Source organism: Coprococcus sp. AF38-1, from assembly GCF_003603945.1.
Lineage (GTDB): Bacteria > Bacillota > Clostridia > Lachnospirales > Lachnospiraceae > Coprococcus > Coprococcus aceti.
This window is the reverse complement of the sequence record NZ_QVGO01000004.1, coordinates 96,004-110,833: the sequence shown is the minus strand read 5'-3', so window position 1 is coordinate 110,833 and position 14,830 is coordinate 96,004. Positions and strand designations below refer to the sequence as shown.

The window sequence follows — 14,830 nt, the reverse complement described above, 5'->3', positions numbered from 1 at the left end:
ATCATGAATTGAGAAGTGTATACATAACAGCCTTCTCAGCGTGACGTCTGTTCTCAGCCTCATCCAAAATGTGGTTGAGGTTCTTGTCGATAACGCCCTGTGAGATCTCAAATCCCTGGTGCATAGGCATGTCGTGGAATACTATAGCCTTGCTTCCCTCTGTGAACTCCTCGTTGAGCTGGTAAGGCATCATCTTTGCGAGAGTCTCCTCCTTCTGCTGCTTGTATGCAGGGTTGTTGAAGAACTCCATGTCTACCCATGTATCTGTGTAGAGGATATCCATGTCCTTGGCGTACTTCTTGGCCTCCTCCATGCTCATGGTAGGATCGAGCTCAACATAGTGACCTGTAGCCTTTGCTGCCTCAAAGAAGTCATCGCCGCATACGGTGTTGTTCACAAGTGGCGTGAGTCCGTAGATAGTTCCCTTCTTCATCTTTGCAAAGAACTCAACAAGTGAGTTAAATACGTTGTTCTTGGCACCAATGTACATAAGTTTTACATCGAGGCTGCCAAACTTCTCTATGATAGTGAGGGCATCTGCCAGAATCTGGCATGGATGATAAGAACTGTCACATCCGTTGATAAATGGAACAGTAACATTGTCACCGAACAGCTCAACAGTCTCGTTCTTTACAAGACGAGCCATGATGATATCTACATTTCTGCATACATACTTAATCTCTGATACAGGCTCACCGAGTGTAAAGTTGGAATCCTTCCAGAGCTGGTTGTAATATGTACCGCCGAGCTCAGTTATACCTGTTGTAAATGAAAGGAATGTTCTTGTGGAAGTTTTCTCAAAAAGAGTGTAGAGCTTCTTGCCATCAAGAGCATGAGCGTACTTCTCAGGGTTCTTCTTCATATCAAGTGCCAGATTGAGAATATCCATCAGCTCACCAGCTGTGAAATTCTTGAAGTTAAGCATGTTTTTCATAACAAATGTCCTCTTTTCTCTATAATTATAAATTACTTGCAATACGGACAAACATAATCTATGGATCCTGGCAATATATTTAGGATACGGGTGTTGATATATGTCTGCCTGAAATTTTATTATATAGCACATGGTTTCAAAAGTAAAACAGTTTACGACATCACATAAATCATGAATGTAAATATTTGAAGATTTATGCCTGATTATAAAAAAAATATAGATAATAAAGCAAAAAACAGCTTAATTTTTTGATTTTTATTGACAAAGATGTGCATATATGGTTTTATTATTTTATAAAATTTTTATAAAAAATTTATAATTAAATCAAAGGGAGGACATTTTATGATCAAGCAGAGAAACATTGCTTTGTGCATAGTATTTTCAATCATTACATTTGGAATATATGCACTGTATTGGTTCGTTTGCCTTACAAATGATGCTAATCAGGAATCTGGACAGACAGATGCAACAAGCGGTGGGGTAGCATTGTTGCTTACTATCGTTACATGTAATATCTATGGATGGTTCTGGGCATACAAGATGGGCGAGAAGATTGATGCCATAAAGACAAAGAATGGTCAGCCAGCAGGAAACTCAAGCATACTTTTCCTTCTGCTCCAGTTATGCGGACTTGGAATCGTATCATATGCTATTATGCAGGATACCATCAATAAAAATGCGTAATGAATCAAATTGCATACAAATATACATTGAAAAATGTATAGATGCAGTTGCATACAGACAAAATGTATGAGAAAATAGTCCCGTAGGCTGAGTTGTGTCTGCGGGGCTATTCTATTATTTTTATTGCAGTTATGTAGTGGTTATATAGGAACAGTATAATTGCAGTCATACACAAGTCATACATATGTAATTAAGGATCTAAATTTAAGGAGGATTATCAATTATGATCAAACAGAGGAATATTGGAATATGTATTCTGCTTTCAATTGTGACATGCGGAATATATGGATTGTATTGGTTTGTTGTGCTGACAGACGATATCAATCAGGAGTCAGGAGAGACAGATGCAACAAGTGGTGGAATGTCGCTTTTGCTCACTATCGTTACATGTAACATCTATGGATGGTTCTGGGCATATAAGATGGGTGAGAAAGTTGATATCATAAAGAATAAGAACGGTGTACCATCAAGCAACTCAGGCATCTTATACGTCCTTCTTCAGGTATTTGGACTTGGAATTATTGCATATGCGCTTATGCAGGACACTGCAAACAAATATGCAGAGGCTATACCTCAGATGAATACAGGATATGGTCAGCAGACCTACAGTCAGCAGCCATATGGTCAGCAGGGATATGGTCAGAATACATACAACCAGCAGGGATATGGTCAGAATACATACAATCAGCAGGGATATGGTCAGCAGCCATACAGCCAGCAGGGATATGATCAGAACGCATATAACCAGCAGGCATACGGACAGCAGCCATACAGCCAGCAGGGATATGATCAGAACGCATATAATCAGCAGGCATACGGACAGCAGCCATACAGCCAGCAGGGATATGATCAGAATGCATACAATCAGCAGGGATATGGTCAGCAGGCCGGTTTAGACCAGAATACATTTGGCCAGCAGTCAGATCAGAATATTAACACATCAGCAGATGCTTCAGGCAGTGATAACAGCCAGCAGTAGTCGGCGGAGACAAAGAAATACAGAGCATGGATCAGATACAGAAATCAAGAAGAAATGCGATAATTAAAAGGGATGCCATCCTCGTGGGGATAGGCATCCTCTATTATATATTCATAAGAGTGACAGGACTTGCCATACCATGTATATTCAGAAAGATAACCGGATTTTTATGCCCAGGATGCGGGATAACACGGGCTATCCTTGCGGCCGTAAGGCTGGATCTTGCAAAGGCATTTGCTTATAATCAATTTATGTTTATAGCTCTTCCGGCGTTGGCATACATAATTGTAAAAAACGATTATGTATTCGTAAGATATGGAAACAGAAAATTATCGCGATTTGACAATATACTTATATTTATATGTATTGCCGGGGCGGTGATGTTTGCCGTTCTCAGGAATGTGATGCGCTTTTGAGAGAGAGACGATGACAAGTTTATTGGCAGCGTTATAGAATGACCATCGTAACAGACTTATTTAATATCCCATCTTCTTGACAATAAATAATAAAAGGGCATATAATTTACAATTACCGAGGAGTTTTTCGGTAAAGTTGCACAAGCATTTCATTTGTGCTTGTAGTATTTTTTCAGGGAGGGTTTTTGAAATGGCAAAAAAACCGTATTATATTACAACCGCCATTGCATATGCATCAGGTAAACCTCATATAGGCAACACCTACGAGATCGTGTTGGCTGACAGCATTGCAAGGTACAAGAGATTCGCAGGTTATGATGTAAGATTCATGACAGGAACAGATGAGCATGGACAGAAGATCGAGAACAAGGCTTTTGAGAACATGCAGACCCCAAAGGAATTCGTTGATGAGACATCAGGTGAGATCAAGAGAATATGGGATCTCATGAATACTTCATATGACAAGTTTATCCGTACAACAGATGATTACCATGAGAAGCAGGTACAGAAGATATTTAAGAAGCTGTACGATCAGGGTGATATATATAAGGGACATTATGTAGGAAAATACTGTACACCATGTGAGTCGTTCTTTACAGATGGACAGCTCATAGATGGCAAGTGCCCGGACTGTGGAAGACCTGTTCAGGAGGCCAAGGAGGAGGCATACTTCTTCAAGATGAGCAAGTATCAGGACAAGCTCATGAAGCATATAGAGCAGCATCCTGAGTTTATACAGCCTGAGTCAAGACGTAACGAGATGGTCAACAACTTCTTAAAGCCGGGACTTCAGGATCTGTGTGTTTCAAGAACATCATTCAAGTGGGGAATTCCGGTAGACTTTGATCCAAAACATGTTGTATATGTATGGGTTGATGCGCTTTCAAACTACATAACTGGACTTGGATATGACGTAGATGGAAAGAGCGATGAGAAGTTTTATAAATACTGGCCGGCAGATCTTCACTTGATCGGCAAGGATATCCTGAGATTCCATACCATTTACTGGCCTATCATGCTGATGGCACTCGGACTTCCGCTTCCAAAGCAGGTATTTGGACATCCTTGGCTCCTCCAGAGTGATGGCAAGATGAGTAAGTCGAAGGGCAACGTAATGTACGCTGACGATATGGTCAATATATTTGGCGTGGATGCTGTCAGATTCTTTGTTCTTCACGAGATGCCATTTGAGAATGATGGAGTTATCTCATGGGAGCTCATGGTTGAGAGACTCAACTCAGAGCTTGCAAATACACTTGGAAATCTGGTCAATAGAACCATATCGATGTCAAACAAGTATTTCGGTGGCATTGTGACAAATACCAACGTCACAGAGCCTGTCGATGAGGATCTTAAGAAGGTCGTTATGGACTGCAGATACAAGGTTGCAGAGTGCATGGATAAGCTCAAGGTTGCAGATGCGATCACAGAGATATTTGCACTGTTCAAGAGATGCAACAAGTACATAGATGAGACAATGCCTTGGGCACTCGCAAAGGAGGAGGACAAGAAGGACAGACTGAACACAGTTCTGTACAACCTTGTCGAGAGCATCGTTATAGGTGCAACACTCCTTGAGCCATATATGCCTGAGACAACTGAGAAGATCATGGCACAGCTCAATACCGAGAAGAGAAAGGTCACAGAGCTTGGAAAGTTTGGTCTGTACAAGTCAGGAACAAAGGTAACAGAGCAGCCTGAGATCCTATTCGCACGTCTTGACGTGAAGGAAGTTATGGCTAAGGTTGCCGAGTTCGCTCCAGTGGAGAAGGAGTCCATGTACGAGCAGGCCAAGAAGCAGAAGGAAGAGAAGGAGAATTCTGCTGAGACCAAGAAGATCAAGATCGCAGAGGCAAAGGTTCAGGCACTCAAGGCCAATCCTGATGTAGTTGACAAGCAGGAGATAAGCATTGAGGAGTTCCAGAAGATGCAGCTCATGATCGGCGAGATCGTTTCCTGTGAGGAGGTTCCAAACTCCAGAAAGCTTCTCTGTTCACAGGTAAGCTTTGGCAAGAACAATGTGAAGCAGATTGTGTCCGGAATCAAGGGTACATATTCCGCTGAGGATATGGTTGGCAAGAAGGTTGTGGCTATAGTAAACCTCAAGCCATGCAAGCTTGCCGGAGTCGTATCAGAGGGTATGCTTCTGTGCGCAGAGGATCCTGAGGGTAATCTGTCACTCCTGACCACCGAGAAGGACTTCCCAGGTGGATGCTTTATAAGCTGAGATATAAAATAGTGGATATAATGAGGGAAGCATCACAGGCCGGGCACACGGCCGGGATCCGTGGTGTTTCCCTGTTTTTATTTATAAAGCTGAAGTAAATTTTATGTTACAAAGATTATACGCAGAGGCCTTTCTGCATTGATTTATTAGATGTTTCATGATAGAATTTTGTTAGGTGCACGGACAGGAGGAGTGTGCCTTTGGAAAGATTTAGAAATCTTAGCGCCATGACCCCTGGGCTTTGGCTTTCAGGGATAACGAGGTTGAAGGTTATCGAATATTCGGCGGATGCCTTCACGCAGAGTCTGGATGCGCACATGATATCCAAATATGGGGGTAACTCCAAAACAAAGAATCATGACCGGACACCCATAGCTGTTATGTATGGTGGCTTCACCTTTTTTTAGTGCGCCATATTATAATATTATCAGTATACAGCGTGGTTATAAGCCGAAAGGAGATTAATTTAATATGTGTGGAATCATAGGATATGTAGGAAAGAAACCAGCCAAGGACATTCTTATTGACGGACTGGCAAAGCTCGAGTACAGGGGATATGACAGTGCGGGAATAGCACTGCTTAATGATGATGATACACTGACGATCAAGAAGAAAGCCGGCAGAGTGGAAGACCTCAGGGAGATGTGCAGCGACGACAGTCCTGTGTACAGATCAACCTGTGGAATAGGCCATACGAGATGGGCTACTCACGGCGGAGTTACGGATGTGAATGCACATCCACATAAGTGCGGTGATGTTGCACTTATACATAATGGCATTATAGAGAATTATAATGACATTATCAGGGAATACGGACTGGCTGATAAGCTGGTATCCGAGACGGACACAGAGGTAGTAGCAGCACTTCTGGACACACTGTACGATGGCAATCCCATCGAGACTATCAGAAAGGCTGTTAAGGCTATAGCCGGTTCATTTGCACTTTGCATTATGTTTGCAGACAGACCGGGCAAGATATACGCAGTGAGAAATGTAAGTCCGATGATCGCTTCATACACAGATGAGGGATCGATCATTGCATCAGACCTCACAGCGATAATATCATTTTCAAAGGAATACTTTGTTGTGCCGGAGTATCATATACTGACACTCTCAAGCACAGGCATCAAAGTAGAGGACATGAAGGGGAACATGGTAGAGCCGGAGATGCTCAAGATAACATGGGACATAACGGCAGCTCAGAAGGGTGGATATCCGCACTTTATGCTGAAGGAGATCTATGAGCAGCCAGAGGCACTGAGAAACACGATAACTCCTCGTATAGTGAATGAGCTTCCTGATTTCACTGAGGACGGCATCGATGATGAGGTGTTTAAGAATCTTGAGAACATCACAGTGGTTGCATGCGGAACAGCTATGCACGCCGGAATAGTCGGCAAGGCCATGATTGAGAAGGAGTTAAAGATTCCTGTTAATGTTGAGATAGCATCAGAATTCAGATACAAGGAACCACTCATAAATGAAAAGACTCTCGTAATAGTTACATCACAGTCAGGAGAGACTATTGACACACTCGAGGCACTCAGACTTGCCAAGAGATGTGGATCAAAGGTTCTGTCCATAGTCAATGTAAAGGGATCGACCATCGCCAGAGAGAGCGATTACGTCCTTTATACACATGCCGGTCCTGAGATCGCAGTTGCAAGTACCAAGGCATATTCGGTACAGATGGCTGCAATGTATCTCATTGGATGCAGACTTGGCTATGTCAAGGGTATATACTCTGAGGACAGGGCAAAGAAATTCATCAGACAGCTTCAGGGCGTTATCCCGGTGATAGAGGAGACACTCAAGCAGGCAGATGAAGTAAAGACAGTTGCAAACTATATAAAGATGGCTCCGGATGCATTCTTCATAGGAAGAGGACTGGATTATACACTGTCACTGGAAGGTGCACTGAAGCTGAAAGAGATTTCTTATGTTCACGCTGAGGCTTATGCGGCAGGGGAGTTAAAACATGGAACGATAGCACTCATAACTGAGAACGTTCCGGTCATAGCTTTGGCTACACAGGAATCTGTATACGGAAAGATGATTTCCAATATACGCGAGGTTAAGGCAAGAGGCGCATACGTCATTCTTGTCAGCATGGATGAAGAGTACAATGATAAAGATGTATGTGACAAACACATATCCATACCAAAGCAGGATGGATTGTTCACGGTATTTTCGGCTGCTGTCATCCTGCAGCTTATAGCGTATTACACGTCCGATGCAAAGGGGTTGGACGTAGATAAGCCACGTAATCTGGCAAAGTCAGTTACAGTAGAATAATTGACTCCGGGACTTACATGGATATCGTGCGATAAATATCGGAGGGTTTTATATGAGTGATAAGATGTATTTGTGTGATGAGTACAAATTGTACTTTAAGATTGAAGACGATGTAGAGGTTCTTCACAATGAGGTAGAGCTGTACAATGCTCAGTTTGTGGGCAATAATGCGTTCTGCCATGAGGAATATATAGATGGTCAGAGAGCTCTGACATATTCTATTCCAGCCATGACTACCATGAATCAGTTCCTTGAGAAGAAGATACACAAGGATGAGCTGGTTGATCTGATATTCAGTATTGCAGATCAGCTCATGTATCTCAAGGCGAATGATCTGTCCATTGGAAAGGTTATACTGAACAAGGGATATATGTATATAGACTTCCAGAATATGGCTGTTCAGCTCATATTCCTGCCTATAGATAAGCCTATGGACAGATGTAATATGGAGAAGTTTATAAGGGATCTTATGGGCAATATGAAGTTTGCGAATAAGAAGGCATCCGATGCCGGATATGAGCTTATCAAATACTTTGATCACAATCCTACATTTTATCTGTCAGAATTTTATAAGTTTATAACAGACCTGAAGAATGACAATATAGCACATCCTGAGGATGAGCAGGAGCTTATGAAGTCAGCGGGAGTCAGCCCGGTCAATGTGGCTAAGGTAGAGGTCCCTGAGACTCCTCATGTTACAACTTCTTCATTCAAGCTTGCAAAGGAAGTTAAGGATTTCTCATCAAATGATATTGGATTTGATGACAACGATGACGGTTCGACAACAGTTCTCACAGCCAACAACCGTGGCAAGAGCGGCCCTGTCATCATAAGAACTAGAACAGGCGAGAGAATAAGGATCGACAAGCCGATATTCTGTATCGGTAAGTCTACACAGGGAGTTGACTATCAGGTAACTGACAACAATTCAGTCAGCCGCCGCCATGCTTACATTATCAATGTCAACGGCGTGTACTATCTGAGAGATAACAAGTCGACCAACCACACTTACCTTGGTGGCAAGATCATAAGCAGCGGAACGGATATGATGCTCATAGATGGAATCAGATTCAAGCTTGCGAATGAAGAGTTCACCTTCAAGGAGAAATAAAATAGTATATTATACTGGATAAGGAGACTTGTTTATTATTATAATGAGTCTCCTTATTTTATAATAAATCCCTTGCATAGGTGCGCCGGAGTACATGTGGGTAAAGGGGTAATATAAATAGAATGTGAAAAAAGGGGGAGTATCAAAGATTATGAAAAGAAAAGGAAGCTTATCGGGAAGGACACTGTGTAAAAAAGCAGCAACAGTGGTAATGTGTGCAGTGCTGATGCTGACGGCAGGTATTCAGACGACAGGTATTCAGACTGTTAAGGCCAGTACCCTTGACCAGCAGATAGAAGAGGCTCAGAGTGAGTTGGAACAGGTGAAGAAAGATCAGAGTGAAGTGATGACCGTATATGATCAGGGCTCTATAGGTTTTGTAGACTGGATGCTTGCGAAAAGCAACCTGACAACAAAACAGAAATATGATCTGAATCGGGCCAAGACTGTCCTGCAGGAGGCATGTGAGGAAGATTTCTCCAAGTGGGCGGGAGGAAATAATACAGGTCTTCCGGAATCGAGAAATAACAAGGTTGTTGTTACCGGAGATAAGAAAGACGCCATATCGCTTGAAAACACAAAGGCGACATTTGCGGTATTGAATAAAATTAATTCGTTAAGGGACACAGACGAAAACTATGTCGGGGCAATGAAGAGGAATGCGGCTAAGACTAATTTCTATTTCATGGCGGTGGCACAGTCAGGCGCGGACAGAGGTGCAGGACTCACAAATCATTCACTTCTTCAGGTGTCATGTGAGAATCTGGCGTTTGGATATACTGATCCGGCGGCAGGATGGAACAGTGAGAAGGCATCTTTTAACAAGATAAGGGATGAGCTGGGATATTCATCCATAACTTCGCAGAGTCAGCTTACAGCTGTTGAACAAAAGGCGGATTCGGAGGGAGTCACGGTTGGACATTATACCAATATGTTCTGGGCAGCAGATCAGGTGATGGGAGTCGGATTCACACTCTATGGCAGGTATGGCAATACTTCATGCTTCAATGCAAGCAAGCTTTCAAACTATACTAGCCAATATGAGGTGTACACAATAGCTGAATTTGAGAAGCTGTTTGATGAATATTATGAGACTGTAGATCCGGAGAAGTGGCAGAAAAAGGTGGATGCAGCGCAGGCCAAGCTGGATAAGTTGCTTGGACAGCGGTATGATGCATGCACGGAGCATGTGTATGGTGAAGGTGTGAAAAAAGAGGCCACATGTACAGAGACAGGTGGAACAGTATACACATGCGCTAAATGTGGCTACAAAAAGATAGAGGATAAGGTTCCGGCTCTTGGGCATAGCTTTACAGATGGCGTATGTACGAGATGTAAAGTAACAGGACCAAAGACGATGTACGTGTACTGGAGATTATCGGAAACTGCTTCATCAGCCACATATGATCAGGAGTTCGAAGTAGGAAAGGATATAGAGACATACATATCTTTCTCAACGGCATCAGATAGCAAATCCGATGACAAATTCGTGTTTGATATAGCAGACCCGTCTATTATTTCGTATACCCCTTCGTCTAACTATGCTGGAACATTCCATATGAACAAGATAGGAGAGACAACGGTGACTGTATATCCGGTCGTGAATCCGGATATGAAGAGGGTAATCACTGTGTCGGTAACAGATGTGGGTGGTCATGACTATGTAATAAGTCAGGCAGAACCGGGATCTGGAGAGACAGAAAAAATTTGTTCAAAGTGCGGGACGACAAAAACGGTGACAATCCCGACGGCGATAACACGTACTGTATGGTGGAGTGATAGTAATGGATATTACAAGCCTGCTGATGTGGAAGTAGGTGATGAGATCAATCTGGAAGTAGATTATGCACCAACGAAGGTCGACAACTCTGAGTTTATAGTTACATCATCGGATGAAGGTATTGTAAAAGTGAGTGATCCGGAATCTTCTTATAGAAGATATGATGCTAAGCTTACGGCGGTCGGAACAGGTGATGTAACCATAAGAATAGTTCATAAATATGACAGCTCAATTTGTCAGGAATACACGTTCAATGTGGCAGATCAGGGGGGACATGAGTATGTCATATCAGAGGCAGATGAGGGTGAAAGCCAGACAGTAGAGACGTGTTCAAAGTGCGGATATGAGAAGATCGTGTCACTTCCTACCAGTATCAGATATGTGTATTGGCAGGAGAAGGACAGCGATAACAGGACTACTTCACCAAGTGAGTATGAAATTGGAGCGGAACTGAGTATAAATATAATGGATTGGCCAACGAGAGCGGACATACATGAGTATGCGGTTACATCGTCGGATGAGACTGTTGTAAAGGTGAATGAAGTGTCTAGGACTGCGGCATCACTTTCGGCAATCGGCAACGGCGTTGTAACGATTACGATTGCCAGTAAATATAATCCGTGGGTGAAGGCTGAGTATGAACTTGATATAACAGAGATAGGCGGACATTCATACACTGCGGAAATAGTAAATGATGAAACTCTTGCACAGGCTGCGACCTGTACAACTGCTGCGAAATATTATTATTCCTGTGATAACTGTGGAAGAGTGAATCGCAAAAAGACATTTACACACGGGGATAGCCTGGGGCATGATTACGCCCCAAAGTATGAGTGGTCAGCAAATGGCAACACTTGCAAGCTGGTTCTCACCTGTACCAGAGATTCGAGTCATGTGATCAGTGAGCCGATGACTGTAACAAGCAAGATAACGCAGGCATCCTGCGAGAACGATGGTGCAAAGGTGTGTACAGCAAAATGCACGCTGAATGGCAAGAGTTATCAGAGTACCAAGAAGATAGCCATTGGTGCATTGGGACATAGATGGGATTCAGGCGTGGTTAAGAAAAAAGCTTTGTGTGCAGCAGAAGGTCTGATCAGATACACATGTGAGCGATGCCAAAAGACAAAGGATGAGAAGACAGAGCCACTCGGACATACCCAGGGAAAGGCTGTGTATGAGAATGTAAATCTGGCTACATGTCAGGCTGAAGGCAGCCGAGACAAGGTTATATACTGCACCGTGTGCAAGGCAGAACTCAGCAGGACTGCTGAGATTCTTCCAAAGACAGACCATGATAGAACGCTTGTAGGAGAGAAGAAAGCTACCTGTATGGGCGGCGGATATACAGGAGATGTTGTCTGCAGCATGTGTGGTGAGATTTTTGAAACCGGTACAGCAACAGACCCGGTTGATCACAGCTACACAGCAAAGAAAACAACTGAGCAATATCTGAAGAAGGCAGCAGATTATGATTCCCCGGCAGAGTATTACTATGCATGTGTATACTGTGGAGCAAAGGGTGAGACAAGCTATGTGTATGGCTCAAAGCTCACGCGTAAGAGCATATCGTCAGCAAAGGTTACGCTTAACAAAACAGAATATACATATGATGGTAATTCGAAGAATCCGGCTGTAACAGTAAAGCTTGGCAATAAAACGCTGAAAAAGGGTATAGATTATACGGTTTCATACAATAAGAACAAAGCTGCCGGAACAGCAGAGGCTGTAATTACAGGCACTGGCGCATATCAGGGACAGAAGACGATCAATTTTAAGATCAAAAAGGCGCCGAACAGCATAACGCTGAAAAAGCGCAGCTACAGAATAGAGATGTCAACCAGCTCGAAGAGAATATCTATTTCACAGAGCGTGAGCGCACGTGCCGGAAAGCTCAGCTACAGCTCGGATAACAAAGCTGTAAAGGTAGACTCTGCTGGAACAATAACGATCGCAGCCCGGTATATAGGCAAGGCAAACATCACCGTATATGCTGGAGATTCGAATCATGTGAAGGTGAAGAAGATAATACCTGTTACTGTCAGCCCGAAGATACCAGGTATAAGCCAGATAAAGAGCCCATCGGCTGCGTCTGTAAGATTAAAGTGGGGAAAGATAAGCTGCGCAGATGGCTATCAGATCCAGTATTCAACAACATCAAACTTTAAAAAGGGTACATATGCATTCACGGTGTTAAGCGGTGGAAGCAAGACGACTGCGAGTCTTGGAGCAAAGCAGCGGATTAAAGGCGGAAAAACATATTATGTAAGGGTTAGAAGCTTTTCGAACAAGTTTGGCACAAGATGCTACTCAGCATGGAGCAAGACAAAGTCAGTCAGGGTGAGAAAGTAGCCGGAGATAACATATATATAAAGCTCAGCCTGTGTGATGGATTCAGTAGAAATCACACAGGCTGAGCTTTTCTTAATGTATATTCTTAAGACACATTCTTAATGCATATAGTTACTCGGCGGTCTCGCCACCTGAGGAGATATCGCCTTCGTCTGAACTGTCCTCGCTTGAGCTGTCAGAGCCTGAGCTCTGCTGGGAACCCTCTATTGCAAGCATGGATGCATCAACCTGGGACAGCCCCACCGGGTCAGCACAGTAATATTCACCGTCATCGGTTATCTTCACAGAGACCACAACAGGACTGCGGTAATCCATGTCTGCGGCTTTATTCTGAAGGATATCCGACACGCCCTGGGCAAATTCTTTCTCGTAATCTTCCTTTGTGGTGTTGTTGAAATCGCCGGCGCTGATCTTCTTGTTATAGTCGTCGATATATGCGAACACATCGTCAAATGCCTGATTGAGAATGTCCATAGGATACACGGTCACGTCCACATAGTAGTCGCTTCCGCTCTTATAGGCTCTTGACACCTCATATTTGGCCTTGGAGTAGATGACCTTTGCGGTCTCGTCAAATATAGCATCCACCTCGTCTGTCTCTGCGTTGTTCAGTGAGTAATGATTGATGAGCTGGCCGGCCAGATAATCTATGCTGTCGCTGTACATGGCTGAGGCGTCCTCCTCGGAGCCGTCGTTGTCCTTCACGTATCCGTCAAAGCTTCCTTTGTAGTTGACGTCGAGAACGTTCTGCATGTATGCCTGATAGGTGGTCTTCTTGCGGTGAAGACAGCCTGTGAGTGATGTCATCACGATGGTTGCCGCGAGACCTAATATGACAAGTTTTGAATGGTGTTTCATCTATATGATCCTCCGTAAAATTTAAATTCAATGAGCAGTTACAATATAGCATAAAAAAAGTGGTTTGTAATCATAAAAGGTAAAAATACTTTGCTTACAGAATTATGTGTGCTATAATTACGGAGTATCTACAATAGGATTAGTTTTTCGGAGGTAAGGTCATGGCAAAACAGGTAGAAGATGTTGTAACTGACGATAGAGTAGAATCACTGAAGACAGTGAAGTTTGGTGGATATGATAAGGCATCCGTTGATTACTATATTGATGAACTTAAGGGAAAGCACAATAAAGAAGTAGAGGAGCTTAAGGCGAACGTCAACAAGCTCAGCGAGGCTGTTCTGAGTCTCAAGACCATGAGAGAGGTCAATATGACAGAGTCTTCCAAGACCATAGAGACTCTCAAGAAGACCAATTCAGAGCAGGAGAGCGAGATAGAGTCACTCAAGGAGCAGATCAATGCATACAAGCAGAGAGAGCTTGAGAATGCAGGAAGATACGAGTCAATATCAAGAACACTTCTTGAGGCCCGTGAGAGCGCAGACGCACTGATCGCACAGACTGAGAAGGAGTGCACAGACAAGAAGAATACTATAACTGCAGAGCTCGAGGCATATGAGACAGATGTCAAGGAGAGATGCACAAAGCTCCAGACAGATACAGAGATACAGTGCCAGCAGATGTATGATCAGACCGAGGCAAAGTGCAACAGCATGAAGGATGAGGCATACTCAGAGGCAGAGAAGACAAGAAATAAATCTCACGCAGATGCAGAGGCTCTGTCGGCAAAGACAGATTACGAGTGCAAGGTTATGAGAGAGGAAGCTCAGAAGGATGCTGCCAATACAAGAAATGCAGCCACAGATGATGCAACCAGACTTCGCAACAATGTGAAGAAGGAGTGCGAGAGCGTAAGCAGATATATGTCAGATCTTCTGTCATCACTGGACAATGTTATTTCTGCATGTGCTTCAACAAAGGATGTTGCCGACAAGGCATTTACCGGACTGAAGAGCGAGGCAACTGCTATGGTTAGTGATGCTGAGGATGCACAGTAGTAATATATGATATATGGTAACATGAAACTTTTCTATGTGATGGGACATAGGAAAGTTTTATGTGCATTAAGGGGTAAATAATATACGGGGTGTATAATAATGGGATAAAACTGCACTTGTGCAGTGGATATATGGAGAG

The 14,830-nt window shown here is 43.3% G+C and carries 11 protein-coding genes; 9 read left to right on the top strand and 2 right to left on the bottom strand.

Features of this window, described 5'->3' with window-relative positions:
- Position 1: 1 nt before the first annotated feature.
- The gene (locus DW025_RS06875) at positions 2–934 is read right to left on the bottom strand and encodes an ornithine carbamoyltransferase (RefSeq protein ID WP_117549762.1); all 933 of its coding nucleotides are present in this window, start codon (positions 932–934) and stop codon (positions 2–4) included.
- Positions 935–1,276: 342 nt separating this feature from the next.
- Here DW025_RS06875 and DW025_RS06870 point away from each other — a divergent pair, with 342 nt between their 5' ends.
- The 8 genes from DW025_RS06870 to DW025_RS06835 all read left to right on the top strand — a co-directional run bounded on the left by DW025_RS06870 (position 1,277) and on the right by DW025_RS06835 (position 12,778).
- Entirely contained in the window at positions 1,277–1,618 is a 342-nt protein-coding gene (locus DW025_RS06870; protein ID WP_117549759.1) for a DUF4234 domain-containing protein, read from the top strand.
- Positions 1,619–1,841: 223 nt separating this feature from the next.
- Entirely contained in the window at positions 1,842–2,597 is a 756-nt protein-coding gene (locus DW025_RS15310) for a DUF4234 domain-containing protein (RefSeq protein ID WP_117549757.1), read from the top strand.
- Between the two features lie 26 nt (positions 2,598–2,623).
- On the top strand, positions 2,624–3,013 hold the full coding sequence (locus DW025_RS06860) for a DUF2752 domain-containing protein (RefSeq protein ID WP_015534309.1): 390 nt from the start codon (positions 2,624–2,626) through the stop codon (positions 3,011–3,013).
- Positions 3,014–3,203: 190 nt separating this feature from the next.
- Entirely contained in the window at positions 3,204–5,240 is a 2,037-nt protein-coding gene (metG, locus tag DW025_RS06855; protein WP_055222442.1) for a methionine--tRNA ligase, read from the top strand.
- A gap of 200 nt (positions 5,241–5,440) precedes the next feature.
- Positions 5,441–5,647 carry a hypothetical protein gene (locus DW025_RS06850; protein ID WP_117549755.1) on the top strand — a complete coding sequence of 69 codons (207 nt, stop codon included), beginning with the start codon at positions 5,441–5,443 and terminating at the stop codon, positions 5,645–5,647.
- Between the two features lie 64 nt (positions 5,648–5,711).
- Positions 5,712–7,535: a glutamine--fructose-6-phosphate transaminase (isomerizing) gene (gene glmS, locus DW025_RS06845; RefSeq protein WP_118757964.1), complete on the top strand. Its 1,824-nt coding sequence runs from the start codon at positions 5,712–5,714 to the stop codon at positions 7,533–7,535.
- A gap of 52 nt (positions 7,536–7,587) precedes the next feature.
- Complete coding sequence (locus DW025_RS06840) at positions 7,588–8,646, top strand: DUF6382 domain-containing protein (RefSeq protein WP_015534306.1); 1,059 nt, start codon at positions 7,588–7,590, stop codon at positions 8,644–8,646.
- 151 nt (positions 8,647–8,797) lie between these two features.
- Entirely contained in the window at positions 8,798–12,778 is a 3,981-nt protein-coding gene (locus DW025_RS06835; protein WP_119999305.1) for a hypothetical protein, read from the top strand.
- Positions 12,779–12,889: 111 nt separating this feature from the next.
- Here the strand turns inward: DW025_RS06835 and DW025_RS06830 are convergent, their stop codons facing one another.
- Positions 12,890–13,636, bottom strand: coding sequence for a hypothetical protein (locus tag DW025_RS06830; protein ID WP_119999303.1), 747 nt, complete (start codon positions 13,634–13,636; stop codon positions 12,890–12,892).
- Between the two features lie 161 nt (positions 13,637–13,797).
- Between DW025_RS06830 and DW025_RS06825 the strand changes: the two genes are divergently transcribed.
- Positions 13,798–14,691, top strand: coding sequence for a hypothetical protein (locus tag DW025_RS06825; RefSeq protein ID WP_117549749.1), 894 nt, complete (start codon positions 13,798–13,800; stop codon positions 14,689–14,691).
- The last annotated feature ends 139 nt before the right edge of the window (positions 14,692–14,830 follow it).